Below are 24,319 nucleotides of genomic sequence, written 5' to 3' on the forward strand. Positions count from 1 at the left end.
GTCGCCCACCTTGGTGGGCGATTCGCCGTCTGCCAACCAAGGTTGGCATCTACCGGGCGGAGAACCGGATATCGCCGTCAGCCCGTCCGCGCCTCGCGGCGCCGGTGCACCCAGTAGTACAGCGTCGGCAGTACCAGCAAGGTCAGCAGCATCGCTGACAGCAGGCCGCCGATCACCACCACCGCCAGCGGCTTCTGGGTCTCTGCGCCGATCGCATGCGAGGTGGCCATCGGCAGCAGGCCGAACATCGCCAGCAGCGCGGTCATCAGCACCGTGCGCAGGCGCTGCAGCGAGCCCTGCACCACCGACTGCAGCAGGTCCATGCCCTGCTCGCGCAACTGCGCGAAGCGACTGAGCATCACCACGCCGTTCAGCACCGCTTGCCCGAACAATGCAATGAAGCCGATGGCCGCCGACACCGACAGCGGAATGCCGGTCAGCCACAGGGCCAGGATGCCGCCGATCATCGCCAGGGGCACGTTGGCCAGGATCAGTGCTGCGCTGCTGATGTCCTTGAAGGCATCGAACAGCAGCACGAAGATGATCAGCACCGACAGCGGAATCACCCAGCCCAGCCGCTTCATTGCACGTTGCTGGTTCTCGAACTCGCCGGACCACTCCAGCCGGTAGCCTTCCGGCAGCTGCACGGTGGCATCCACGCGCTTGCGCATGTCGGCCACCACGCTGCCCATGTCACGCCCGGCGATGAAGATACTCACCGCCTTCACCCGCTGCGCGTTCTCGCGCGAGATGTTGATTGCGCCGCTGGCCATGCGGAAGTCGGCCACATCGGACAGCGTCACGGCGTGGCCATCGCCGATGCCCACCGGCACCGTGCGCAGCCGCTGCAGGTCACGATCGGCATCGTCCAGGCGCAGGGTGATCGGGAACTTGCGGTCCCCTTCCCACAGCTCGCCGACCTGGCGCCCGCCCAGTGCGGTTTCGATCACTTCGTCGATGTCGCGCACGTTCAGGCCATAGCGCGCGGCGCGATCGCGGTCGATCTCGATCTGCAGCTGCGGCAAGGAGCCATCGCGGTCGATGAAGGCACTCTCCACGCCGTCCACGCCACGTACCTGCCCCAGGATCGCCTGCGCGTGCTGGTTGAGCACGTCCAGATCCGAGCCGCTCACCTTGATCACCACCTGGCCCTTGATCTGCGAAATGCTCTCCAGGATGTTGTCGCGCACCGGCTGCGAGATCGAGAACTCCGGCCCCGGAATGCGCTGCTCCAGCGAGCGCTGCAGGTCGCTCACCAGCTGCCGCTTGTCCACCCCCTTCGGCCATTCCTTCTCCGGCTTCAATGCCACCAGCGCTTCGATCTGGTTGGCGCCCTTGGCATCGGAGCCGTCTTCCGGCCGCCCCAGCTTGGCCACCACCGTCGATACCTGCGGGAAGGTTCCGACCAGCTCACGGATGCGCCGCGACTGCTGCTGTGCTTCGGCCAGGCTGGTGCTGGGATCGAGCGTGGCGGTCAGCCAGATCGATCCTTCATCCAGCTCGGGCAGGAACTCCGAACCCAGGCGGGTACCCAGTGCCAGCGTACCGACCAGCAGCGCAACCGCGGTCAGTACCACCGCACGTGGCCGGGCCAGTGCGCGCTCCAGGATCGGCCGGTACCAGCCGGTCAGGCGGTCCATCAACGGGTTGCCGTCGCGCATGCGGTCACGGCGCAGCCACCAGTAGCAGAACAACGGCACCACGGTCAGCGCCAGGATCAACGCACCGATCAACGCCGAGGTCACCGAGTACGCCATCGGCGCGAACATGCGGCCTTCCTGGCGCTGCAGGGTGAAGATCGGAATGTGCGCGGCGATGATGATCAGCATCGAGAAGAACGTCGGCCGGCCCACTTCCGATGCGGCCGAGAGAATGGTCGAGAACCGCGTCTTACGATCAGCCGTGGGTGGCAGCTTCGACAATCGCGAGACGATGTGCTCGGTCACGATCACCGCGCCATCGATGATGATGCCGAAGTCCATCGCGCCCAACGACAGCAGGTTGGCCGGCACGCCCCACAGGTGCAGGCCGAGGAAGGTCGACAGCAGCGCTAACGGCATCATCGCCGCCACGATCAGTGCGGCGCGGGCGTTGTACAGGAACAGCCACAGCACCAGGAACACCAGCACTGCGCCTTCCAGCAGGTTGCGGAAGACGGTTTTCAGCGTGGTCGAGACCAGCCACGAGCGGTCATAGAACGGCTCGATGCTGACCCCGGCCGGCAGCTGGTTCGCCTGGATCTCGGCAATGCGCGCATGCAGGGCGTCGAGCACATCGGACGGATTCTCGCCCTTGCGCATCAGCACCATGCCGAACACCGCATCGTCATTCTGGTCCTGGCCGACCAGGCCCTGCCGTGGCAGGCCGGTATCGGCGATGCTGGCCAGGTCGCGCACCAGGATCGGCGTGCCGCCGCGCTGCTCCACCACCACGTTGCCGATGTCGGCCGGCGAACGCATCAGGCCCACGCCGCGGATCAGGAACTGCTGCTGGCCGCGCTCCACGTAGCCGCCGCCCGCGTTGGAGCTGCCCTTTTCCAGCGCCTCGGCGAACTCACCGAGGCTGATCCCGCGATCACGCAGCTTGTCCAGGTCCGGCTTGACCTGGAAGGTGCGCGCGAAGCCGCCGAAGCTGATCACATCGGCCACGCCCGGTACAGTGCGCAGGCTGCGCTCCATCGTCCATTCCTGCACGGTGCGCAGCTGGGTCGGCGTCATGTGCGGACCCTTGAGCACGTAACGGTAGATCTCGCCCACCGCCGAACTCATCGCTTCCAGCTCCGGGGTCACCCCTTCCGGCAGCTCCACGCCCTGCAGGCGCTCCAGCACCTGCTGGCGCGCGAAATAGTCATCGGCCTTGTCGTCGAAGGTCAGGATGATCATCGACAGGCCGAACTGCGTATGCGAGAACACCCGTACCGAGTGCGGGATGCCGGACAGCGCCACTTCCAGCGGCATCGTCACTTCGCGTTCCACCTCTTCGGCGGCACGGCCCGGGTGCAGCGACACCACCGTCACCTGGGTGTCGGAGACGTCCGGGAAGGCCTCCACCGGCAGCACGCGGAATGCGGCGATGCCAGCGCCGATGAACAACAGCAGCGCCAGCATCACCATCAGCGGCTGGCGCAGGCAGTAGGCAATCAGGCGATCGATCATGGGGCAGCATGCCCCGCGCCGGTGCTGGCCGCTGCCGGCGCACTGTCGACCAGCTGCTGCAGCAGCAGGCCACCTTCGACCACCACCCTGCTGCCCACGGGCAGGCCCTCACGCACCCACAGGCGGCCGTCACCCAGCTCCTCGGCGTGTACGGCATGGCGCACGAAGCGGCCCTTGCCTTCCTCCACGAACACCACCTGCTTGCCATCGATCAGCAGCACCGCGGCATCAGGCAGCGAGACACCGCCCTCGGCCGGCAACGCCACCTGGGCGCGCACGTATTGCCCTGCCTTGAAGCCACGCGCACGGTTGTCCAGCTCGGCACGCGCCTGCACCACCCGGCGTTCGCTGTCGACGAAGTCATCCACGTGCTGCAGGGTCGCCTGCAGCGGCTGTCCATCGGCGCCGGGCACGCTCACCTGCATGCCCGCTTTCAGGCGCCCGGCCAGGCTCTCCGGTACATCCAGCAGCAACCACAATCGGTCCGGATCGCCAACCACCGCCAGCGGCTGTTCGCTGTCGGGGCTGACCGCCATGCCCGGGCTCATCCGCCGCTCCACCAGCACGCCATCGATGGGTGCGCGCAGCGGCAGGCGCTGGTCGACGTGCTGGCCATTGCCATAGGCCCTGGCGAAGGCGGTCGCACGCGCATGATCGGCCTGGCTGCCGGCGAAGTTGGCCTCGGCCTCGTCCAGCTCGCGGCCGGACGCCACACCCGCCGCGTGCAGTTCGCGGGTGCGCTCCAGTTCCCTGCGGGCCTGCTGCAGCTCGGCGCGGCCACGCACGCCGTCTGCCTGGGCCTGGCCGAACTCGGGCGAAGTGATCCACGCGATCACCTGGCCCGCCTTCACCTTCTGACCCGGCTGCGCCTCGATGCGCGCCACCTGCCCCGCCAACGGCGTGCGCAGTGCACTGGATCGGGTCTCGTCCCAGACCACGCGGCCCGGCAGCTGCAGGCTGGCGCTGGCGCCGACGGTCACCGCCTCGCTGCGCAGCACGTCCAGCTGGCGGCTGTCGGCGGGAAACTGGATCTGGCCGGCGCTGACCTGCGGCGCGTCCTCGGCATAGGACGCCGGCTCGCGACCGCAGCCGCCCAGCAGGGCCAGCGCCAGCAAGGCCGGCAGCAGGGCGTGTCGCGCCCGCAGGCGATGGGCGACGGTGGACTTCATCGGGACTCTCCTTCAGCAACGGATGTGGCCGCTTCCCAGCGCGCCAGGGCAATGGCATGGTCGGCACGCGCTTCGATCAGCGCAGCCTCGAAATCGCGCCAGCTGCGGCGCGCGTCGAGCAGATCGATCAGGCTGGCGGCGCCACGGCGATAGGCCAGTTCGATGCCCTCCACCGCCTTGCGTGCAGCGTCGGACTGCAGCCCCTCGTAGTCGCTGCGGCGCTGTGCGGCGGACTGCGCGCTGGCCTGCAGCTGGTCAAGCTCGGCGCGTGCTTCGCGCTGCAGCACCTGCAATTCCAGCGCGGCGCTGTCGCGGTCGGCCTCGGCACGCTGGATCGCACCGCGTGCGCGCGACGGGCCGCCCAGTGGAATGGTCAACGACACGCCCCACGTGACACCGCTGATGTCGGTGGGCTCGCGCTCCGCCTCAACGCCCAGCTGGATGTCGCGATGCCGCTCGCTACGCGCCAGTGCCACGCCCGCGTCGGCGGCGGCCAGGCGCGAACGCGCCGCACGCAGATCGGCGCGCTGCTGCGGATCGAACGCGCGCACGTCGGCCACGTTGCTGGCATCCGGCCAGGGGTCATCGGCACTGAGGTCGCGGCTGTCATCGCTGCCGAGCAGCAGGCCCAGCGCATGCCGCGCATCGCGCAGATCCAGGGCCGCTTCGCGCGCCGCGTCGGCCACCGCCAGATCGTCCACCGCCAGCCGCGCGCGATCCACCGGCGCCATCGCCCCGGTAGCTACCTGCTTGTCGGCGGCCGCCATCTGTTCGGCCGAACTCTGGCGGTTGGCCTCGGCAATCTGCGCCCGCTCCTGCGCGCTCTTCAAGCCGAAGTAGGCCTCATGCAGCGCCACCTGCTGGCGGCGCCGGGTATCGAGCATCTCCAGCCCGGCCACTTCCAGCAGCGCATCGGCCTGGCGGATGCGCAATGCGCGCTTGCCACCGCGCTCCCAGGTCCAGCCCAGGCCCAGCGTGCTGTCCACCCGCTTGTCCTGCCAGCGTCCCGTGCCGATGCCGTGCTTGGGGCTGATCTTGCTGGTGCCGATCGACAGCTCCGTGGCCGGGCGCAGCGCCGCTGTCTGCGCATCGCCCTGCACCCCGCGCAGCTCCAACGCCGCCGCACGCAGGTCCGGGTTGTGTGCCTCCATAGCGCGCTGCGCGTCCTGCAGGGTCAGTGCCGATGCCGTGGGTGCGCACAGGAGGGCGGCCAACACGGCCGCAACATGAAGTGAGAAGTTCATGCGCGTCACGGTAAGGTGACGCACTTGCGCCAAACTTGCCCCAACCTTGCACGAAGCTTGCAATGCGAATCCTGCTGATCGAAGACGACGCCGCCCTGGCCGATGGACTGATCCGCGCCCTGCAGGGTGCCGGCCATCTGTGCGACCACCTTTCGCGTGGGCTGCACGCGCCGGCTGCACTGGCCAGCGCGCCGTATGACGTGATGGTGCTCGACCTTTCATTGCCCGACGTCGATGGCCTGGACCTGCTCTCGCGCCTGCGCAACGACGGCGTCACCCTGCCGGTGCTGATCCTGACCGCGCGCGATGGTGTGGAGGACCGCATTCTTGGCCTGGACCGCGGTGGCGATGATTACCTGGCCAAGCCGTTCGCGCTGGGTGAACTGGAAGCACGCCTGCGTGCACTGTCGCGCCGCCGCAGCGATGCACCTGCGCAGAAGCGATTGGGCAGGCTGTGCTTCGACAGCATCCGCAATGAAGTGCAGGTGGACGGCCAGCGCATCGAACTGACCGCCCGCGAGCTGTCGCTGGTCGATGCACTGCTGCAGCACCCCGGCCGCACCGTTACCAAGCAGCGCCTGTTCGATGCGCTGTACAGCTGGGATCACGAAGCCAACCTGTCGGTGATCGAGGTGCACGTCAGCCGCCTGCGCCGCAAGCTGGAACAGGCGCGTGCCGGCGTCGGCATCCGCATGCTGCGTGGCCTGGGTTATCGCATGGAGGCCGTGGGTGACTGAGCGCGTGCACAGCCTGCGTGGCCTGTTGCTGCGCCGCCTGTGGCTGCCGCTGCTGGTGCTGCTGCTGTGCAGCGCGGTGGGTTCGTTCGCGCTTGCGCGCTTCTATGCCGGCCAGGTCTACGACCGCTGGCTGCTGGACTCGGCCATGTCGTTGTCCGAACTGGTGAAGGTGCAGGACGGGCGTGCCTCGATCGAGATCACCCCGGCGGTGTCGCGCATGTTCACCTGGGACACCGCCGACGAAGTGCACGGCGAGGTGGTCGATGCCGACGGCGGGCGCCTGTATGGCGACCTGCCTGAAGCGCTGCCACGCCCTGCGGTCGGCCCTGCAGGAGATGACGATGCCGTCTACTACGATGCGCGCCTTCGTGGGCAAGCCGTGCGCATGGTGGAGGTGGTGGTCAGCGCCGGGCCAGGCCACGATATCCGGCTGCGCGTGGCCGAAACGCTGCGCAAGCGCCATCGCCTGGAACGCAAGCTGCTGCTGACCAGCATCCCGTTCCAGGCCGCGATCCTGGCGCTGGCCGCATGGTTGGCCTGGTCGGGTACCGGTGCTGCCGCACGGCATGCCAACCAGGTGGCGCGGCGCTTGGCCAGCCCGCGCCCGGACCCGCTGGCGCCACTGGAGCCCGCGCAGGAAGCCCCACGCGAACTGTGGCCGGCGGTGGAAGCCTACAACGCGCTGCTGCAACGGCTGGACGCGATGCAGGCCGCGCAACGGCGGTTCGTCAGCAACGCCGCACACCAGTTGCGCACGCCGCTGGCGGCGATGCAGGTGGAGCTGGAGAGTTCGCTGCGCCAGCATGATCCGCAGGCGCAGCAGCTGGCGCTGTCCGGCACGCTGGCCGGGCTGGCGCGGCTGCAGCACCTGGTCAACCAGCTGCTGATGCTCAGCCGCTCCGAGGATCCGCATGGCAGCGCACTGCCGCTGCAGCCGCTGGACCTGGCCGCGCTGGCGCGTGGCGTGGTCGAGCGCTACGCCGACCGTGCGTTGGCAGCGGGCGTGGACCTGGGCTACGAGGGACCCGACGACGGCGTGCAAGTACAGGGTGATCCGCAGCTGCTGCGCGAGGCGCTGGGCAACCTGCTGGACAACGCGCTGCGCTACGGTGCCGCGCCCGGTGTGATCACCCTGGGACTACAGCAGGATGCCGAGGGCGTGCAGGTGTGGGTGGACGATGACGGCACCGGCATTGCCGAGGCCGAGCGCGCGCGCGTCACGGAACGTTTTTACCGGGCCAGCAGCGAGGGCGACGGCTGCGGGCTGGGGCTGGCGATCGTGGCCGAGATCGCGCAGCGGCATGGTGCGGCGCTGGTGATTGATGGCGCGCCGATCGGTGGCGCGCGGGTGGGGTTGCGGTTTCGCTGACTTTGTCGAATTGCCCTTGTAGAGCCGAGCCTATGCTCGGCTGCTCCTGACACGATGCCTGAGCCGAGCATGGGCTCGGCTCTACAGGTTCCAGGTCAGCCGTGTGGCGTGCCGATCAAGGTTGGCACCTACTAAGCATCACCGGCTCATCGAATACGGCGCCTGCGCGCCCTGCCCCGGCCAGTCCTTGTTCGGCTCGGCCTGCATGCGGAAGCGCAGCTCGCCGCCGGCGAGGATCTCATCATGACGCAGGAAGGTGCGCTGCAACGGCCTGCCGTTGAGGCTCACGCTGCCCACATAGGTGTGCTTGTCATCCAGCCCCTCGGCCACGATGGTGAACGTCTTGCCGTTCGGAAGACGCATCGCGGTCTTCGGCAGGAACGGACGACCCAGGATGTACTCGCCCGAACCCGGTGCCACCGGGTAGAAGCCCAGCGCGGTGAACACGTACCACGCCGACATCTGGCCGACGTCATCGTTGCCGGCCAGGCCATCGGGGCGGTCGGCATACTGGGTATCCATGATCTGCTTCAACCGCGCCTGGGTGCGCCACGGCTGGCCGGCATACGAGTACAGGTAGGCCACGTGATGGCTGGGCTCATTGCCGTGCGCATACCAGCCGATCAGGCCGGTGATGTCTTCCATGTGCTCGAAGATGGACGGATCGACCTTGGCGTTGAACACCTCGTCCAGGCGCGCGAGCAGCTTGTCGCTGCCACCGTGCGCGGTGGCCAGGCCGGCAACGTCCTGCGGCACGTACCACGAATACTGCCAGGCATTGCCTTCGGTGTAGTCGGTGCCGTAACCACTGGCGCTGGGATCGAATGGCGTGCGGAAGCTGCCATCACGCTTGCGCGCGCGCATGAAGCCGGTGTCCTTGTCGAACGCGTTGCGCCAGTTCCCGGCACGCTTGTCGAAGGTCGCCGCGATATCGGCCTTGCCCATCGCCTGCGCCATGCGTGCGATGGTCCAATCATCGAAGGCGTACTCCAGCGTCTTGCTGGCCGCCTCGCCTTCCTCGTCGATCGGCACGTAGCCCAGCTCGCGGTACTGCGCGATGCCGTCGTAGGGGCCGTAGTTGGCGGTCTCGACCATCGCCTTCAATGCCTTGTCGGCGTCGAAGCCACGGATGCCCTTCACGTAGGCATCGGCGATCACCGGCACGGCGTGGTAGCCGATCATGCACCAGTCTTCCAGGCCATGGAACGACCACACCGGCAGCATGCCGTAGGGGCTGTGCTCATGGTGGGCCAGCATCGAATTGACGAAGTCGCTGTTGCGCTTCTCCGGCTGCACCAGCGTCAGCAACGGGTGCAACGCACGGTACGTATCCCACAGCGAGAAGGTGGAGTAGTTGGTGTAGCCCTTGGCCTGGTGCACGGCATTGTCCGAGCCGCGGTACTGGCCGTCGGCATCCATGAACAGCGTCGGCCCCAGCATCGTGTGGTACAGCGCGGTATAAGCGCTGCGTCGCGCATGTTCCGGCGCATCGATATCGAGCACCGACAGCGCCTGCGTCCATTCCTGCTTTGCCTGCGCGCGAACGCGGTCAAAATCGAAGTCCGCCACTTCCGCGTCGAGGTTGGCGATGGCACCGGCTTCGCTGACCGGCGAGATCGCCACCTTGACCACCAGTGGTGCGTCCAGCTTGCCGAATGCGAAGGTACCGACCAGCTGGCGGCCTTCGATCTGCGCACGCTGCGCGGGATCCTTCTCACCCGGCGGGGGGAAGCCCTTGTAGACGATGTCCTGCTCGGTGTTGTGCAGCTCGTGCCCGGCCAACGGGCGCGAGAAACGCATCGCGAAATACAGCTGGCGGCCCGGCGCCCAGCCGCGCGTCTCGCGGAAGCCGGTCACCGTACCGTCGGCGCGCACCCGCACCCGCGACCACAGCACCTTGCCCGGGTAGTCGTACATGCTGGTACGCATGTCCAGCAGCACCTTGGCGTCGGTGCCCTTGGGGAAGGCATAACGATGCACGCCCACGCGGGTACTGGTGGTCAGCTCAGCACGCACCTTGTAGTCGTCCAGGGTGACCGCGTAGTAGCCCGGCTCGGCCTTCTCGTCAGCGTGGCGGAAGCGCGATGCATAACTGCTGCGCGGCTTTTCCGGATCACCGCGCTCCAGGCCGGGAGTGCCGGTGAACGGCATCAGCAGGATGTCGCCCAGGTCCGAATGACCGGTGCCGGAAAAATGCGTATGCGAGAAGCCGACGATGCTGCTGTCGTCGTAGCGGTAGCCGGCCGCCCAGCCATACGCCTTCTCGCGCGGCTGGATGCGCGTATCCGGGCTGAGCTGGACCATGCCGAACGGCACTGTGGCACCCGGGTAGGTATGGCCCTCGCCACCGGTGCCGATGAAGGGGTCCACCGAGGCGTAGGCGCGTTCTGCGGCGGTCTTTGGGGGGGCTGCCAGCGCCGCACCAGAGGCGAGCATGGCGGTCGCGGCGAAGGCGATCAGGAGACGACGGTCCAGCGTGGGCATCGGCATTTGGATCGATTCAGGTGGTAGCCGGATGCTAGCACCGGGCCTGCCGTGTCGCATGCTGCAGTGCAGTCGTCGGGACCGGCACGATGGATTGCAGGTAATTGCATGGCCGCGCACCGAATCACCTCTTAGCCTTCCCGTTCCCCTCTTCCTGATCGGTGCCTATGCGCCAACGAATGTCCATACATGCACCGCTGAAAGACCACGCCTTGGGAATAGTGGAGAACGAAACAAACCATCAATTGGCGCACAGGGCCATGGCCTGCCCAGGATGGCGCCGCAGCGGACATACCGCTGCCGGGATTGGAACCCCCGAAAAGAAGGACAGAGATAGCTCGTCGTAACTGCGGCGGGCGCTGCGTGTGGCCGTCAGGCCCTCCGGTTTTCTCTGTTCCTTCCGGGAGTTCCAAGCACGCATCGCCCGCCACCCTTGCGGTGGCCCTCGCTTCCCAAGGAGTTCCCGCATGACCCAACGTCCGCTCAGCCCGGCCATGGAGTCGCTGTTCCAGCGCATTGAACATGCGCTCAACAGTGCCGAAGGCATGGCCATCCTCATCGGCGAACAGTACGGCCCCGAGCCGAAGCCACCCGCGCCCATGGGCTACAACGCCAAGCAGATCGCCAATGCGATGGTCATGCTGAGCCAGCATGGGCGATGCCTGCTGCGGGCGCTGCGCGAGGAGGCGGAGAAGGTGACCTACCACTAGGTCGCACAGCAGCCGAGCCCCGCTGGGCCCGGGCTGCAGGTCCAGCGCGCGGCGACCTCACGCGGCACTTGCTGCGCGCCCCGGCCCGCCCTACCCTGCGCCCACACCTGGGAGAGCACACATGGGCGCCCGCGCCGCACGATGGCTGGTGATCGCAAGCCTGTCCGGTACCGCACTGGCCGCCCACGCGGCGGCACCCGTCGCCGCACGGCCCGCACAAGACGACTACACCGTCCTGCGCCTGCTGGTCACCGACGAGCAGGGCCGCCTGCTGCTGGAGCACAACCGTAGCGGCTGGATGACGCCTGCGGTGCGGGCCAACCGCAAGCAGAGCATCCAGGAGGCATTGCGGCAGCTTTCAGCAGATCTCGGCCTGCAGGTTTCGCCGATGAAGCTGGCAGCGATTTACAGCTATCGCTTCAACGAAGACCCGCCGGACCCCGCGCACGACGCAGTGTCGTTCCGCCAGCACTATCGTGCCGAACTGCGCGCCGGGCAGCCCCCGGCCAGGAGCGCGGAAAAGGCGTACCGGTGGGTGACCCGCGACGAGGCCGCCGCACTGATCGGCATGCAGGCCCTGCGCATGGAAACCCTGCAGGTGCTCGACCATCCTGGAACGCTGTGGGGCGGCGCCTTCGAGTTGTCGTTCAAGGGCGATGAGGCGACCGGCACCGAGCTGATCGAACCTTTCTACCCTTTGCGTTGACGCGCGCATGGCCGCGCTCACCCCGGCAGCGCCGCCTGCAGCGTTGCCAGGTCGGCACGGTCCACGGGCCTCACCACCCGCGCCACTTCCTGCCCGTCATGCAGCAGCACCACGGTGGGCCACAGCTTTACCTTGAATGCACGCCCCAGTGGCCGCCCTTTGCCATCCTCGATCTTCCAGTGCACCAGATCGTTGGCATCCACGAATGCCTGCAGTGCAGGCTGCGCCGCTTGGCAATGTCCACACCAGGGCGCTCCGAACTCCAGCAGCTGCCAGCCCGCCTGTGCTTCCACATCCGCGCGGGCCGGCTCCACCGACAGGTGATCACGCATGAAAGGCATGCGCGCTACGCCGCCAACGCCTTCTGGATATCCGCCAACGGTGCGTTGGTCAGGTCCTTGGCGATATCGCCCAGCAATCGCGCCTGGACTTCCTTGTGCAGCAGCGGCCGGATGCGCCCCAGCGTGGTCGGGTCGGCCACCAGCACCAGGTGCGCATAGCGGTTGTTCAGTGCATCTTCGTTGAGCTGCTCGGCCACCTGCTTGGCGAACGTCGCCTCGTTGAGCTGGGAGATGGACATGTCCTTGGGCACCGCACCGGCCGGCCCCTGCCCGGATACACCCTGTTCGCTGATGTCCTGCAGGCGCAGTTCGCCCTCCTGCTTCAGGGCAAGCTGATGTTCGCTGCCGACGTTGGTGAACACGCGGGCCGAACCACCATCGGCGACGATGATCAGCGTACCTTCGGGAATGCGACGGGTCATGCAGGGCTCCTTCTCGATTGCGTTCACCGCCACCGTAGACAGCACGGTGTGAGCGCTGCGGCCAGACTTCGTTCAACACATGTCATTGCGTTGCATTCGCGCATGAACAGGCGCGATGGAACACAGCGTGCAGATCAGTCCGCTTCGCTGCATGCTCACGCCGATGCCGCTATGATGAACGGATGATCGACACGACCCACTACGTGACGGGCGCACCTGTTACGTGGGAAGCACTGCCGACCGGCGCTTCGCTTGCCACGAATGCTCCCGCCCTGCATTTCCATCGCCTCGCGCTGGATCCCGGCGGATGACGCCCGCAGGCCCGCTGCCTGCATTCCCTACGCTGCTGTGACCCCCGGCCGCTGACTGCGCGGCCGCTGTGATTGCGTTGCCGCGTTTCCGCCGTTGCGGCGGTGCTTTGCCGTGCGCGTGGCGTTGCGCCTGCACACATTCCCCGGCCCCACGCCACTCACCGATGCCCCTGCGCCCCCTGCGCCTGCATCGCCGTTTCCGATTTCCGGGACCTGTCTCACCGCTCATTTCCCCTCTTCTACCCACAAGGGAGCCCCCATGCAGGACACCCCCGATGCACATGCCCATTTCGGCTGGTTCAAACGCCGCCGCCACCTGAAGGTCGATGAGATCACCGTCGTCGACAAGCCCATGCTCAAGCGTGCCGTCGGCGCCGCTGCCCTCGGCAATGCCATGGAGTGGTTCGACTTCGGTGTCTACGGCTATCTCGCCGTCACCATCGGCCAGGTGTTCTTCCCGTCCAGCAATCCCACCGCCCAGGTGATCGCGGCCTTCGCCACCTTCACCGTGGCCTTCCTGGTGCGCCCCCTTGGCGGCCTGGTGTTCGGCCCGCTGGGTGATCGCTATGGCCGCCAGAAAGTGTTGGCGTTCACCATGATCCTGATGGCGCTGGGCACCTTTGCGATCGGCCTGATTCCCGCCTACGAACGCATCGGCATCTGGGCGCCGGTGTTGCTGCTGCTGGCGCGCGTGGTGCAGGGTTTCTCCACCGGTGGCGAGTATGGCGGCGCGGCCACCTTCATCGCCGAGTATTCCACCGACCGCAACCGCGGCCTGATGGGCAGCTGGCTGGAGTTCGGCACGCTGGGCGGCTACATCGCCGGCGCCGGTACCGTCACCGCGCTGCACATGCTGTTGAGCAGCGAGCAGATGCTGGACTGGGGCTGGCGCATTCCGTTCCTGGTGGCCGGCCCGCTGGGCCTGCTCGGCCTGTACATGCGCATGAAACTGGAGGAAACCCCGGCATTCCGTGCCTTCGCCGAAGAAGCCGAGAAGCGCGAGCACGACCGGCCCGGGCTGGGCGCGCTGTTCCAGGTACACGGCCGACAGCTGCTGGTATGCATGGGCCTGGTGCTGGTGTTCAACGTCACCGACTACATGCTGCTGACCTACATGCCCAGCTACCTCAGCGTCACCATGGGCTACGCAGAGAGCAAGGGCCTGCTGCTGATCATCATCGTGATGCTGGTGATGATGCCGCTGAACATCGTCGGCGGATTGTTCAGTGACAAGCTGGGCCGCCGCCCGATGATCATCGGTGCCTGCATCGCGCTGCTGGTGCTGGCGGTGCCGTGCCTGCTGCTGGTCGGCAGCGGCAACGACGGGCTGATCTTCCTCGGCCTGATGCTGCTGGGGTTGGCGCTGGTGTGCTTTACCAGTTCGATGCCATCCACGCTGCCGGCGCTGTTCTACACCCCGGTGCGCTACAGCGCGCTGTCGATCGCCTTCAATGTGTCGGTGTCGCTGTTCGGTGGCACCACGCCACTGGTGACCGCGTGGCTGGTGGAACGCACCGGGGACCCGCTGGTGCCGGCCTATTACCTGATGGGCGCGGCGGTGATCGGCCTGGTGACCATGCTGTTCGTGAAGGAAACCGCCGGCCTGCCGCTGCGCGGTTCACCGCCGGCCGTCGGCTGCAGGAAGGAAGCCGCTGCGCTGTTGATGAGCGATGCACCGGTGACGGTGGACCCGAACCTGCCACCGCTGCCGGACGTTGCGGAACCCGAGCAGGTGAAACCGGCCTGAGGCCCGCCGTGGATCCGCCGAACGGGTAACGCCGGGCCATGCCCGGCGGCATTTCGCGCGATGTGCGCCTTCCGCCGGGCATGGCCCGGCGCTACCCGGATGTGTTCAACTCCATCGCGCGCATCACGATGGGCTTGGCCCAGCCCGGCGTGTGCAACAGGTCGGCTACCGCAACCGGGTACTGCAGTTCACCCGCAGCCATGGCCAATACCGGCAGCGGCACCACGCCGCCCTGCGCGTCGGCTGGTGCACTGTTGTCGTAGACATGCAGCTCGGCCAGGTACGGCAGCAGTTCCAGCAGGTTCGCGCGCGCGGAGTCGAAACGCGCGTGGATCTTCTCCACGGGGATATCGTGGCCACCGGCCGCCACGCGCGCGGCAACACGGGCGACGTGCAGCTCGACGTCGGCCAGCCCGCAGAACCAGATCGCCACCTGATGCCGTTCGCAGGCCTCACGCAGCAGGCGCGGGATGGTGTTGCCACCGAGTGTGGTCTCGAAGGCGAAGTCGGTGCCGTCGGCCATGGCCTGGCGCAGGCGGCGGGTGCCTTCCTGCCAGGCCTCGGCGTTGGCCTCCGGCAGCGGCCAGCCGGCGTCGACCAGGCGGCGGGTGAAGGAATCCGGGTTGAACCAGCTCAGCCCTTCGGCGTCCAGCCAGGTGCCCAGCAGCGAACTCTTGCCGGCGCCATTGACACCGGCCAGCGCCAGGATGCGTCCCATCGATCAGAGCGGACGGCCGAGGGTGACCTTGCGGCCGCGCCGGATCGGCTGGCCCAGCACCTTGCCCAGCCCTTCACCGCGCTGCAGCCCGGCCAGGGTCTGGTCAAACTCGCTGCGCAGGCGCTGCAGTTCCTCGTTGCGCTCACCGGCGTCGCCGCCAGCGGCCTTGGCCAGCAGTTCCTGGTAGGTGCGGATGTCCACGATCACCGCTTCCGGGTGATTGTGGTTGGTGATGACCAGCGCCTGCTTCTCGCGCACGGTGCGCATCAGGCTCGGCCAGCCCCGGGTCTTCACCGACGAGGCCGGGGCCTTCTCGAGGCCAGGCAGATCCAGCGGCAGGGTCATGGCACGGCTCCAGGCAGGGTGGATGACCGCCACTATACCCAAATTGGCCAAATTGGGGATAAATCCCCCTTCATCCCAGGGGGGCGGTGTCCGGGGCGTCGGTCTGCAGCAGGCTGTCGCGCTCGCGCAGCGGGAAGCGGATCCAGGCGTCCAGCCCCTGCGGGGCAAAGCGCAGCTCGCCACTGCCGGCCAGTTCATAGGGCACCCGCTGCTCGATCAGGACCCGGCCCAGGCCGCGCTGGCGCGGCATCTCCCAGCCCTCCACCTCTGCATGGCGCTCGCACCAGTGCAGGCCCAGCCACGGCTGCCCGTCCTGCACCTGCAGGTGCCAGCGGACGTCGATCCGGCCGTCCTCGTGGGTGAGCGCGCCATGCCGGAGCGCGTTGGTGGCCAGCTCATGGATGGCCAGCGACAGCACTTCGGCCGCCTTGGGTGGCAACAGCACATCCTCGCCCTGCAGGTGATAGGCGGCCACCGCCGGTGCCTGCGCCGCGATCTCCTCGTCGAGCATGCCGCGCAGGCAGACCCCGGCATTGGCGCCGCGGGTCAGTAGGCTCTGCGTGCGTGCCAGCGACATCAACCGACCGCACAGGCGCTCGGCATACTCGTCCACGCTGCCGACCGATACGCGGGTGCGCCAGGCAATGGCATGGATGGTGGACATGATGTTGCGGACCCGATGCTGCAGCTCGGCCAGCAGCACCGACTGGCGCTCGGTGGCGCGCTTGAGGTCGTCGATGTCCACGGCGATGGCGAACACGCCGGTCACCTCGCCGTCTGCATCGCGCAGTGGCGCGGCCGCGATGCGTGTCCAGCGTGCGCGACCGTCATCATGGGTGAACTGGAACTCGAGGCCCGGAACCACCGTCTCGCCCCGCAACGCCCGGGCGATGGCGAAGTCCTCGGGCCCGATGGCCGAACCGTCCGCATGCCAGCCACGCCAGCGATGCAGGTTCTCTGCATCGGTCGAGGGCACCTTGCCACTGGGCAGGTACGCACGCATCTGATCATTGGACAGCTGCAGGCGGCCTTCGGCGTCAACAATGCAGACTCCGACCGGCAGCACCTTGAATGCCAGCGCCAGCCGGCGCTCGCTCTCGCGGCGCTTGCGCTCCTCGCGCTCGCGGGCCGCCTGCGCAACGTGCGCCGCGGTGGTCTCGAACATGGTCACCAGCACGCCGTTGATGCGGCCTTCCTCTCCGCAGATGGGGCTATAGGTGATGGTGAACCAGACGTCCTCCAACCGCCCCCGTCGCGCCAGCGGATAGAGCTTGTCCTCATAGGTGATGGTCTCGCCCTGCCAGACCCGCTGGTAGATCGGCCCGTTGATGTGCCATACCTCGGGCCAGCACTCGCGGGTCGGCTGGCCGAGTCCGCCAGGATGCTTGTCGGCCAGGATCTCGGCATAGCCATCGTTGTAGAGCTGCACCAGCTGTTCGCCCCACAGCACGATCATCGGGAAGCCGTGGGCCAGCATCAGGTCAACCGTGGCCCGCAGGTGCGGCGGCCATCGTTCCACCGCGCCCAGCGGGGTGGATGCCCAGTCATGGCGGGCGATGCGGGCAGCCATGCCATCGTGGCGCGCCTGCAGGTGCGATGCGGGCGGCATGGTGCCCCGAGGGCCGACGGCTTGCAGGCCTTCAATGCGGCGCGACATGCCGCGCAATCAGGCGATGCCCGCAGAGGCCTGCGGCGTCGCCACCAGCCCCGCCAGCTGCTGGACCAGGGACTCGATGTGATAGGGCTTGGTGCAGCGGGGCGCGCTGGCAAAGCGGCTGGGTAGATTGTCGTCGTAGCCGGAGGTCAGCATGAACGGGGTGCCCGCCTCGGCCAGGCGATCGGCCAGCGGGTACACCTGCTCGCCGCCCAGGTTGATGTCCAGCAGCGCCACATCGATGGGATTGTCATCCACCAGCCGACCGAGCGCCTGCAGGTCGCCGGCCGGCCCCACCACCTGCGCGCCCTTCAGCTCCAGGTAGTCCACCAGGAACATCGCGATGGCGAATTCATCCTCCGCCACCAGCACTCTCAGCCCTTTCAGGCCCTCTGGTTTATTGCCCGCTTCCAGCACGACCGGCGCTCCTCGATACACGCGGCCCACCTCTGCCGCAACGCCCGCAGGATGCGCGAACCGGGCTACAAGGGCGCGTGATGATCGATGAAGGTCGCGGCCACGGCCCGTGCACTCCGGCATTGCAGCGGCGCGTTCAGAACGCTCGCTCCCATTTGAGGCTGAGCAGGCTGCGGTCGTGGCTGTACAGCCAACCGACGTTGCTGTCGATGCGGGCGTAGCGCAGGCTCAGGCTGGGCACCAGCCCAGCCACGGCCAGACGCTCGCTGCGCACGATGGCGATCAGGTTCTGTTCGTCGTCCTGCCTGCGCGCCTCCAGCAGCGGACTCCAGGCGTCGTAGTCGCGATGGCGCAGCGACACGAATACGGTGGCCGTGGTGCCATTCCATTGCCGTGCCGCACCCAGCCGCAGGCCGCGCTGGCGGTAGCCATTGGCCGGGTCGGCTGCGCTGCTGTCGGCCAGGTCCACGCCCGCGAACAGGGTCCAGCGCGGGTTGAGCGCGCGGAACCAGGTGGCATACAGCGCCGCCAGTTCGCCATCGTAGTTGTCGGCCAGGCCCGGCCGCCGGTAGCGCTGGCGTTTCCAGTCGGCCTCCAGCTTGAGCAGACTGCGCGCGTCCAAGGCGTACTGCCATTCGCCGTGCACGCCACTGCCGCCCTGCAGGGCGTGGTTGCCCAGCGCCTGGTAGTCATAGCTCGGCGCCAGCTGCAGGGTGTGCCGTGTACTGCGCCAGCTGTAACCCGCCTGCACGCTGGCATTGAGCTCGTTGTAGGCACTGTGCCCGCGCCATGCCTGACCGAAGGCGAGACCGCGCACGTACAGCCCATGATGCCCGCCGAGCACCCAGCGCCGTTCCAGGCTGGCGTCGTAGTCGAGGCCCGCCGCGCGCTGGGCGTCGGGCAGTTTCCGTTCGATGATGCAGGCGTCGCCCACGCCGAACAGGCAGGTGCGGCTGGCCGAACTGCGGTTGATGTTGTCGCTCCATGCAGGCCCAGCGGCGATCGCACCCTTCCAGCGCCTGCGTGCCTGCAACGCGTCAAGATAGCTGTCCACCCGTGCGCGCACGCCCGCGGTGGCCGGATCGTTGCTGTCGATACCGGCCTTGATTGCACCGAACAATGCCACCGCATCGCGGTCGCGCTGGTCTTCGGCATAGACACGCGCCAGTTCAAGGCGGGCGGGCAGGAAGTCCGGCTGCGCTGCAAGCAGTGCTTCGTACTCCTGTGCGGCGCGCGAATGGTCGCCGGCCACGCGAGCCAACGCACCCTGCGCGTAGTGGCGCAGCAGCGGATCGTGCCCCGGAAGCTCGATGTATTCGGCGAGGAACGCCGCAGCGGCTGGCCACTGCTGGTGCTGCAACGACAGGTACAGCGCCTGGCCGAGATCATCCACGGTGCGCTCCACCCGCACGGTCTGGCCATCGATGGTGAGCGTCGGCCGATGCGATTCGGCCTGCTGCAGGCGCTGCTGGTCCTGCTGCTGGTGGCGCCGTTCGGTGCCCTGTTCAAGCACGCGGCGCAGATCGTCCTGCTGGGCGCGCACGTCGGCGGCAACCAGCAGCAGGAACACAAGGAAAATGGGGTGGCGCATGGTCGATCCGTGGCGGTGCATGCAGCGGGCCGAAGCAGGGACTGGCGGATCGCGGCTTGTCCCTGCCCTGCCCCGTCAGGGGCGTGGCGATCAGTTCTTGCTGCCACCGAAGGCGGTGTCGTACTGGCTGTTGCCGGCGAACGTGGCGATACCGGCCAGGGTGGCGGCGTTGGCGCCGAAGAACTGGCCCTGGGTGGCACCGGCAACGCTGCCGTTGGCGGTGGCGGTACCCGCGAACGAAGCGTTGGCGCTGTTGATGTTGGCGTTGACGTTGATCGCCAGGCCACCACCGGTCAGGCCGCCGAGCAGCTTGCCGCTGCCGAAGTCCGCACGGAAGGTGCCGGACAGCAGGTTGCTGCCGTTGAACTTGTTCAGGCCCGCGACGCTGTAGGTGGCGACGCCGGCCGGCAGCGTGGTGCCGGCACGGTCACCGACGAAGTAGACCTGGCGGTTGTTGAAGCCACCGGCGGCGCCATCCTTGGACCATTCGCCGAACCACACGTCACCACTGCCAACCTTGACGAAGTTGAAGTGGCCCATGCCGGCATGGCTGCCCGGTGCGCCGGTGATCGGCATGGCCAGGGTGCGCACGGCGGTGCCATTGACGGTGGTGGTGCCCGAGTACAGGCTCAGGCCCTGGAAATCGACCGGCTTGGCGTTGGAGACGGTGCCGACGCCGATACCGGCCTTGCCTGCCTGGTGCGGGCCACCGTTGACCTGCGATTCGCCGACGGCGACGTACAGCTCGGCATCGGTCACCGGGCTGGCCGCGCCGACGATGTCAGCGGCATGCGCGGCGCCGGCCAGGGCAAGGGTGGCAGCAACGGCGAGCACTGAACGGGAGATCATCTTCATGGTATTGCTCCTTGGTTGTGGGAACTACGGGTACAACGCTTGAAAGCGGGAGGTCAGAAGCGCGCGGTGATGCCAAGTTTGAGGGTGCGGCCCGGCGCCGGCAGCGTGGAGCGCGTGGCCGGGTCGACGTAGTAGCGGTTGCCGAGGTTGCTGCCCACCAGCTCGACGCTGGCGTGCTCGTTGAAGCGCCAGCGCGCGTATGCATCGACGGTGGTGATGTTGCCCCAGGTGAACGGCACGTTCTGCCACAGCAGGCTGCTGCCACCGGCCAGCAACCGGTCACGGTAGGCCTGTAGATCGGGGTTATCGTGGCGCTGGTAGTGCACGATGCGGCTGCCCAGTTCCAACCGTTCATCGAACAGGCGCGTACCGAGCGACAGGTTCACCGACACCTTCGGAATTGCCTGCGTCAGCAGGTAGCCACTGACGAAGCCGTCCTGCACGCAGTTCGGCACCAGGCCACGGTTGGCGTCCAGCAGCACGGCCGTGCTTTCGTCGCACACCTCGTTTTCCAGCGTGCGCGAAATACCCAGGTCGGTGAAGAAGCGCCGGTTGTCGAAGCGTGCCTGCAGTTCGATGCCGCGGATGGTCTGCTTGTCGATGTTGTCGAACAGGAAGTAGGCGTCGCGCTCGATTACGTTGCGGGTCTTGTGCACGTAGTAGGCCAGCTTGACGTCGGCATCGGCGGTGTTTCCGAACAGGCCCGACAGGTTGTGCACGTAGCCCAGCTCGTAGTTGTAGGCATGCTCGGGCTTGAGCGTGTACAGCGGGTTGAGGCTGCTGGAGAAAGCGATGGTGCTTTCGAACATGCTGGGGAAGCGCACTGCTTCGCTGTAGCGCAGGTAGACGCGCGCGGCCCTGGACAGGTTCACCGTGGCCGAGAACGTGGGCAACCACGCGTGATCGCGGCGGCGGTCATTGCGCCCGTCCACCGGCCGCGACTGCATGGTGTTGCCAATAGTGCAGGCCAGGTCGCTGCCGGGGTAGACCGGCAGCACGCCGCGTATCGCCGACACCTTGCCGTTGAGACAGGGGTTGGTCGCACGGGCATAGTTGCCGTGGGCATCGGGCAACCACGGAAGCCGATGTTCCACCGCCTGCGGCGTCTCGTAGTACGCCAGCAGACCATGCAGTGCATCGTCAATCACCGAACCCATGCCGATGCTCTCCCAGAACTCGCGTTCGGCCTCCAGTGCATCGATCTCCGCCTGCAGGCTGGCCGGCCGCTCGGGCAGCTCATTCGTCCGGTAGGTGGCCTCCTTGCTGCCCACGCCCTTGGTCAGCAGCTCCGGGTGGGCCTGCAGGAAATCATCGAAGGCCCAGTAGCGGCTGTAGCGCACGCCGGCGTTGAGGGTCAGGAAATCGACCGGACGCCATTCGAGGTTGAGATAGCCTTCGCCCTCCTGGCGCCGGCCAGCACGCGGAAACATGCGCCATCCATCGGTCGTGCCGAAGTACGGGTCGCGCGAACCCAGCTTCTCGTACTGCCAGTTGCCGCCCACGGTCAGGTCCAGGGTGGAATGCAGCGCGAAGCGGTTGCTCAGGGTCAGGCCGGTGCGGTCATTGCGCGCATTGGCCAGCGCGGTGTTGCGCAGGATCGGGCTGGCACCGGCATTCCAGTCCGGGTTGCCGGGGGCGAAGTTCGGGAAGCCACCTGCGGTGTAGGTGTCGCTGTCCGTCTCGGTGCGCCACAGGTTGGCGTACAGATCAAGCCAACGACTGTCGACGGGCTGGAAACGGTACTCGAGGTTCCACGCATCGGAATCGACCCGGCTGAGCGGCCACTGGATGCGACCATAATCCGGCGCCGACAGGATGCGCGACGGCATGATCTCGCCGTAGTGCGACAGCGTGCGCCGCCAGGTCGCCTTCAACTGCTGGTCATCGTTGATCTGCCAGCTGCCCTTGACCAGCCAGGACTCCTGTTCGCTGGAGGTATTGGGCACTTCATCGCCCGGCTTGAAGTAGCGCGCCAGCGTGGTGATGTAGTCGATGCCCTGGTACTCGAACTGCTCGCGCCGGTCCTGGTCGTAGTAGCTGCTGCCCTTGCTGCCGGAGAAGTAGTTGCCGCGCTTGCGCCAGGCGTAGGCGGCCATCAGGTCGACGTTGTCGCCACGCGCGCCCAGCGCCAGGCGCCACGCCTGGTCTTCGCCATCGAAGGGGTTGTTGCCACTGCGTGATTTCACCGGCACCACCAGGGTGCGGTCGTCGTAGGGCGAGTTCGGCGAGCCCTGCGGGAATCCGGGCACCGTGCGGTAGTCCTCGCCGGTGCGCAGCCGCGGCAGGCGCGGCGCCACCGCATTGCTGCTGCCTTCGATCTTCAGCTCCCCGCCGAAGCGCTCACCCGCCTCCACGATGTCATCGACGTCGATGGTCTTGATCACCAGCGCGCCACCGATCCCGCTGTGCACATCGCGCACCAGCCCTGGCCCCTTGATGACCTGGATGCCACCAATCAGGTTGGGATCGATGTAGTTGCGGTTGCTGACGCCGTTGTAGCCGCGCCAGACCGTGAGCGCCTGTTCGCCACCGTCGATGCTGACCGGCACCCGCCCCGGCCCCTGGATGCCGCGGATGTTGATGTCCAGCGCGCCGCTGTTGCGCGCATCACCACTGAACACGCCGACCAGATCCTTGACCACGTCGGCCGGGTTGGAGCCGCGGTAGCGCTCCACCCGGTCGCGCCCCGAATACGCCGTGGTCAGGTCCAGCGCGAACACATCATCGTAGCCGCGCCGATCGCGGGCCTCGCCCCCTTCCGACTGCAGGCGACCGGCCACGTCCAGCGTCTCGGTCACCCGCACCCCTTCCCCCTCACCCGCCTCCGCTGCGGCACGCAGGCTCCAGGTGCCGTCCATGCCACGCTGCGCGCGCACGCCGCTGCCACGCAACAGCTGCTGCAGGGCCTGCATCTGGCTGTACTCGCCGCTCACCGCGCTGGAGCGACGGCCTTCCACCAGATCGCTGCGGAACACCACCTGCACATCGGCCTGGCGGCCAAAGGCACGCACAGCATCAGCAAGGGGCTGTTCCGGAATGGTGTACTGGCGCAACGGCGCGACGATCGCCGTTTGCGCCCGCACGGCCGGCACCCAGGCCAGCGGCAGCAATGCGGTGGAGATGGCCAGGGCCAGGACAGTGGCGCGGCGATGACAGGCGGATGCCGTGGACGGCATGGACAGGAACTCCTCAAGCGGGGCGGGACCATCGGCACATCCGGTGCCGGTGGTGTGTCTGGCTTGAGGAAAAACGGTGTTTCGCTCTGGCTATACCTCTATAGACAACGGGGCACGGCGAGTGCCCACGGTTTTTTCATGTTTTTTTCATGCGGCGCTTTCTGCCGTCAACCGGCTGCACCTCACCACAACACCATCGCGCCGCCAGGCAGCCGCTGCACGCGCAGTCCCGCCTGCGCGGCCACCGCATCGATGGCGGTCTCCGGTTGCTGCAGATGGAACAGGCCACTGACCCGCACGCGTGCACCCTGCCCGCCCAGTACCCAGACCGGCGTACGACGGTAGCGCGCCAGATCGGCGATGGCCTGCGCGGCCGGCTGATCATCGATCACCACCTCGCCACGCCGCCATGGCGCCATGTTCTCCGGATCTTCCAGTTGCACCGGCTGCAGCCAGCGCCCGTCACGGAACACGCGTGCCTGTCCGGCATGCAGGCGCTGCACGCTGCCATCGCCCGGGCGCACATCGACCACACCTTCGCTGACCTGGGTGGTGACCGTGGTATCCAGCATCGACACGCTGAAAGCGGTGCCGATGTCACGGACCAGGCCGCCCGCCGCCTCGACCTCGAACGGGCGAGCCTCGTGCGCTACCTGGAACCAGGCTTGGCCGCGCAGCAGGTGCAGGTGGCGCTGCTGGCCATCGAACGCGATCGCCAGTGCGGTGCCGGCGTCGAGTACGGCGGTGCTGCCGTCGTCCAGCTGCACCACGCGTGGCGCATCGCTGCTGCGCAGGTCACTGCGAGCAAGCAGCAGCGCGTGCGGCGCAGCGGCAACCATCAGCACCACCGCGGCAGCACTGGCCAGCAGCCACGGCAGGCGGCGGCGCGGCGTGATCGGACGCAGCCCTTGGCGATCAGCCGTCAACTCGGGCAGCGCCGCCAGCACGTCGGGCCCGGCGGCATCCAGCCCCTGCCAGAACGCCTGCTGCTGGCGCCAGGCCAGCGCGTGGCGCGGATCGGCCTGCAGCCAGCGCTGCAGGGTTCGTTGCTGGCGTTCCGGCAGCGGGCCTGCACTGCACCGGATCACCCAGCGCAACGCCTGCCTGGCCTGACGCGGCGAGGGTTCGGACGTGGTCATGGTTGTGGCCTGCCGCACCGCGAACGGGT

General features: G+C 67.6%; 20 protein-coding genes. 6 read left to right on the forward strand and 14 right to left on the reverse strand.

Features of this window, described 5'->3' with window-relative positions:
- Nucleotides 1–77 precede the first annotated feature (77 nt).
- From CCR98_RS11540 to CCR98_RS11550, 3 genes are read right to left on the reverse strand one after another with little or no spacing between them, the layout of a single operon-like run.
- Nucleotides 78–3,155 carry a CusA/CzcA family heavy metal efflux RND transporter gene (locus CCR98_RS11540; protein ID WP_087922715.1) on the reverse strand — a complete coding sequence of 1,026 codons (3,078 nt, stop codon included), beginning with the start codon at nucleotides 3,153–3,155 and terminating at the stop codon, nucleotides 78–80.
- The gene (locus tag CCR98_RS11545; protein WP_087922716.1) at nucleotides 3,152–4,324 is read right to left on the reverse strand and encodes an efflux RND transporter periplasmic adaptor subunit; all 1,173 of its coding nucleotides are present in this window, start codon (nucleotides 4,322–4,324) and stop codon (nucleotides 3,152–3,154) included. The genes CCR98_RS11540 and CCR98_RS11545 overlap by 4 nt, the downstream gene beginning before the upstream one ends.
- The gene (locus CCR98_RS11550) at nucleotides 4,321–5,568 is read right to left on the reverse strand and encodes a TolC family protein (RefSeq protein ID WP_087922717.1); all 1,248 of its coding nucleotides are present in this window, start codon (nucleotides 5,566–5,568) and stop codon (nucleotides 4,321–4,323) included. The genes CCR98_RS11545 and CCR98_RS11550 overlap by 4 nt, the downstream gene beginning before the upstream one ends.
- 62 nt (nucleotides 5,569–5,630) lie before the next feature.
- Between CCR98_RS11550 and CCR98_RS11555 the strand changes: the two genes are divergently transcribed.
- Both CCR98_RS11555 and CCR98_RS11560 read left to right on the forward strand, forming a co-directional pair.
- Entirely contained in the window at nucleotides 5,631–6,305 is a 675-nt protein-coding gene (locus CCR98_RS11555) for a response regulator (RefSeq protein ID WP_087922718.1), read from the forward strand.
- Nucleotides 6,298–7,674: a sensor histidine kinase gene (locus CCR98_RS11560; protein ID WP_087922719.1), complete on the forward strand. Its 1,377-nt coding sequence runs from the start codon at nucleotides 6,298–6,300 to the stop codon at nucleotides 7,672–7,674. The genes CCR98_RS11555 and CCR98_RS11560 overlap by 8 nt, the downstream gene beginning before the upstream one ends.
- Before the next feature lie 138 nt (nucleotides 7,675–7,812).
- On the opposite strand, the gene CCR98_RS11565 is transcribed toward CCR98_RS11560, so the two are convergent.
- The gene (locus CCR98_RS11565) at nucleotides 7,813–10,164 is read right to left on the reverse strand and encodes a GH92 family glycosyl hydrolase (RefSeq protein WP_087922720.1); all 2,352 of its coding nucleotides are present in this window, start codon (nucleotides 10,162–10,164) and stop codon (nucleotides 7,813–7,815) included.
- Between the two features lie 461 nt (nucleotides 10,165–10,625).
- Here CCR98_RS11565 and CCR98_RS11570 point away from each other — a divergent pair, with 461 nt between their 5' ends.
- Both CCR98_RS11570 and CCR98_RS11575 read left to right on the forward strand, forming a co-directional pair.
- A complete protein-coding gene (locus CCR98_RS11570) occupies nucleotides 10,626–10,868 on the forward strand; it encodes a hypothetical protein (RefSeq protein WP_087922721.1) in 243 nt (80 codons plus the stop codon).
- A gap of 121 nt (nucleotides 10,869–10,989) precedes the next feature.
- Nucleotides 10,990–11,574, forward strand: coding sequence for an NUDIX hydrolase (locus CCR98_RS11575; RefSeq protein ID WP_087922722.1), 585 nt, complete (start codon nucleotides 10,990–10,992; stop codon nucleotides 11,572–11,574).
- A 17-nt stretch (nucleotides 11,575–11,591) separates the two neighbouring features.
- Here the strand turns inward: CCR98_RS11575 and CCR98_RS11580 are convergent, their stop codons facing one another.
- Nucleotides 11,592–11,915, reverse strand: coding sequence for a thioredoxin family protein (locus CCR98_RS11580; protein WP_087922723.1), 324 nt, complete (start codon nucleotides 11,913–11,915; stop codon nucleotides 11,592–11,594).
- A gap of 5 nt (nucleotides 11,916–11,920) precedes the next feature.
- The gene (locus CCR98_RS11585; protein WP_014037377.1) at nucleotides 11,921–12,337 is read right to left on the reverse strand and encodes a host attachment family protein; all 417 of its coding nucleotides are present in this window, start codon (nucleotides 12,335–12,337) and stop codon (nucleotides 11,921–11,923) included.
- Nucleotides 12,338–12,519: 182 nt separating this feature from the next.
- On the opposite strand from CCR98_RS11585, the gene CCR98_RS21395 reads away from it, so the two are divergent.
- Both CCR98_RS21395 and proP read left to right on the forward strand, forming a co-directional pair.
- Nucleotides 12,520–12,648, forward strand: coding sequence for a hypothetical protein (locus CCR98_RS21395; RefSeq protein WP_256202341.1), 129 nt, complete (start codon nucleotides 12,520–12,522; stop codon nucleotides 12,646–12,648).
- A 259-nt stretch (nucleotides 12,649–12,907) separates the two neighbouring features.
- Nucleotides 12,908–14,395 (forward strand): glycine betaine/L-proline transporter ProP, encoded by a 1,488-nt coding sequence (proP, locus tag CCR98_RS11590; protein WP_087922724.1) that lies wholly within the window; start codon nucleotides 12,908–12,910, stop codon nucleotides 14,393–14,395.
- Nucleotides 14,396–14,486: 91 nt separating this feature from the next.
- On the opposite strand, the gene CCR98_RS11595 is transcribed toward proP, so the two are convergent.
- The 8 genes from CCR98_RS11595 to CCR98_RS11630 form a co-directional block, all read right to left on the reverse strand.
- On the reverse strand, nucleotides 14,487–15,113 hold the full coding sequence (locus CCR98_RS11595) for an AAA family ATPase (RefSeq protein ID WP_087922725.1): 627 nt from the start codon (nucleotides 15,111–15,113) through the stop codon (nucleotides 14,487–14,489).
- Nucleotides 15,114–15,116: 3 nt separating this feature from the next.
- On the reverse strand, nucleotides 15,117–15,458 hold the full coding sequence (locus CCR98_RS11600; RefSeq protein WP_014037381.1) for a type II toxin-antitoxin system prevent-host-death family antitoxin: 342 nt from the start codon (nucleotides 15,456–15,458) through the stop codon (nucleotides 15,117–15,119).
- A gap of 70 nt (nucleotides 15,459–15,528) precedes the next feature.
- On the reverse strand, nucleotides 15,529–17,115 hold the full coding sequence (locus CCR98_RS11605) for a PAS domain-containing protein (RefSeq protein ID WP_087922726.1): 1,587 nt from the start codon (nucleotides 17,113–17,115) through the stop codon (nucleotides 15,529–15,531).
- Nucleotides 17,116–17,124: 9 nt separating this feature from the next.
- Nucleotides 17,125–17,529: a response regulator gene (locus CCR98_RS11610; protein ID WP_087922727.1), complete on the reverse strand. Its 405-nt coding sequence runs from the start codon at nucleotides 17,527–17,529 to the stop codon at nucleotides 17,125–17,127.
- Nucleotides 17,530–17,665: 136 nt separating this feature from the next.
- Nucleotides 17,666–19,120 (reverse strand): porin family protein, encoded by a 1,455-nt coding sequence (locus tag CCR98_RS11615; protein ID WP_087922728.1) that lies wholly within the window; start codon nucleotides 19,118–19,120, stop codon nucleotides 17,666–17,668.
- A gap of 90 nt (nucleotides 19,121–19,210) precedes the next feature.
- Complete coding sequence (locus tag CCR98_RS11620) at nucleotides 19,211–19,975, reverse strand: Slam-dependent surface lipoprotein (protein WP_087922729.1); 765 nt, start codon at nucleotides 19,973–19,975, stop codon at nucleotides 19,211–19,213.
- 53 nt (nucleotides 19,976–20,028) lie between these two features.
- Nucleotides 20,029–23,151, reverse strand: a complete 3,123-nt coding sequence (locus CCR98_RS11625; protein ID WP_087922730.1) for a TonB-dependent receptor — start codon at nucleotides 23,149–23,151, stop codon at nucleotides 20,029–20,031.
- 182 nt (nucleotides 23,152–23,333) lie between these two features.
- A complete protein-coding gene (locus CCR98_RS11630; RefSeq protein ID WP_087922731.1) occupies nucleotides 23,334–24,290 on the reverse strand; it encodes a FecR domain-containing protein in 957 nt (318 codons plus the stop codon).
- Nucleotides 24,291–24,319 lie beyond the last annotated feature (29 nt).

It is taken from the genome of Stenotrophomonas sp. WZN-1, from assembly GCF_002192255.1.
Classification (GTDB): Bacteria; Pseudomonadota; Gammaproteobacteria; order Xanthomonadales; family Xanthomonadaceae; genus Stenotrophomonas.

What these genes read in the sequence shown, in the direction of transcription:
- CCR98_RS11555 (WP_087922718.1), top strand. Translation starts at nt 5,631, where the DNA reads ATGCGAATCCTGCTGATCGAAGACGACGCCGCCCTGGCCGATGGACTG.
- CCR98_RS11565 (WP_087922720.1), bottom strand. Translation starts at nt 10,164, where the DNA reads ATGCCGATGCCCACGCTGGACCGTCGTCTCCTGATCGCCTTCGCCGCG.
- CCR98_RS11540 (WP_087922715.1), bottom strand. Translation starts at nt 3,155, where the DNA reads ATGATCGATCGCCTGATTGCCTACTGCCTGCGCCAGCCGCTGATGGTG.
- CCR98_RS11580 (WP_087922723.1), bottom strand. Translation starts at nt 11,915, where the DNA reads ATGCCTTTCATGCGTGATCACCTGTCGGTGGAGCCGGCCCGCGCGGAT.
- CCR98_RS11585 (WP_014037377.1), bottom strand. Translation starts at nt 12,337, where the DNA reads ATGACCCGTCGCATTCCCGAAGGTACGCTGATCATCGTCGCCGATGGT.
- CCR98_RS11600 (WP_014037381.1), bottom strand. Translation starts at nt 15,458, where the DNA reads ATGACCCTGCCGCTGGATCTGCCTGGCCTCGAGAAGGCCCCGGCCTCG.
- CCR98_RS11625 (WP_087922730.1), bottom strand. Translation starts at nt 23,151, where the DNA reads ATGCCGTCCACGGCATCCGCCTGTCATCGCCGCGCCACTGTCCTGGCC.
- CCR98_RS11570 (WP_087922721.1), top strand. Translation starts at nt 10,626, where the DNA reads ATGACCCAACGTCCGCTCAGCCCGGCCATGGAGTCGCTGTTCCAGCGC.
- CCR98_RS21395 (WP_256202341.1), top strand. Translation starts at nt 12,520, where the DNA reads ATGATCGACACGACCCACTACGTGACGGGCGCACCTGTTACGTGGGAA.
- CCR98_RS11620 (WP_087922729.1), bottom strand. Translation starts at nt 19,975, where the DNA reads ATGAAGATGATCTCCCGTTCAGTGCTCGCCGTTGCTGCCACCCTTGCC.
- CCR98_RS11630 (WP_087922731.1), bottom strand. Translation starts at nt 24,290, where the DNA reads ATGACCACGTCCGAACCCTCGCCGCGTCAGGCCAGGCAGGCGTTGCGC.
- CCR98_RS11550 (WP_087922717.1), bottom strand. Translation starts at nt 5,568, where the DNA reads ATGAACTTCTCACTTCATGTTGCGGCCGTGTTGGCCGCCCTCCTGTGC.
- CCR98_RS11595 (WP_087922725.1), bottom strand. Translation starts at nt 15,113, where the DNA reads ATGGGACGCATCCTGGCGCTGGCCGGTGTCAATGGCGCCGGCAAGAGT.
- proP (WP_087922724.1), top strand. Translation starts at nt 12,908, where the DNA reads ATGCAGGACACCCCCGATGCACATGCCCATTTCGGCTGGTTCAAACGC.
- CCR98_RS11575 (WP_087922722.1), top strand. Translation starts at nt 10,990, where the DNA reads ATGGGCGCCCGCGCCGCACGATGGCTGGTGATCGCAAGCCTGTCCGGT.
- CCR98_RS11605 (WP_087922726.1), bottom strand. Translation starts at nt 17,115, where the DNA reads ATGTCGCGCCGCATTGAAGGCCTGCAAGCCGTCGGCCCTCGGGGCACC.
- CCR98_RS11545 (WP_087922716.1), bottom strand. Translation starts at nt 4,324, where the DNA reads ATGAAGTCCACCGTCGCCCATCGCCTGCGGGCGCGACACGCCCTGCTG.
- CCR98_RS11615 (WP_087922728.1), bottom strand. Translation starts at nt 19,120, where the DNA reads ATGCGCCACCCCATTTTCCTTGTGTTCCTGCTGCTGGTTGCCGCCGAC.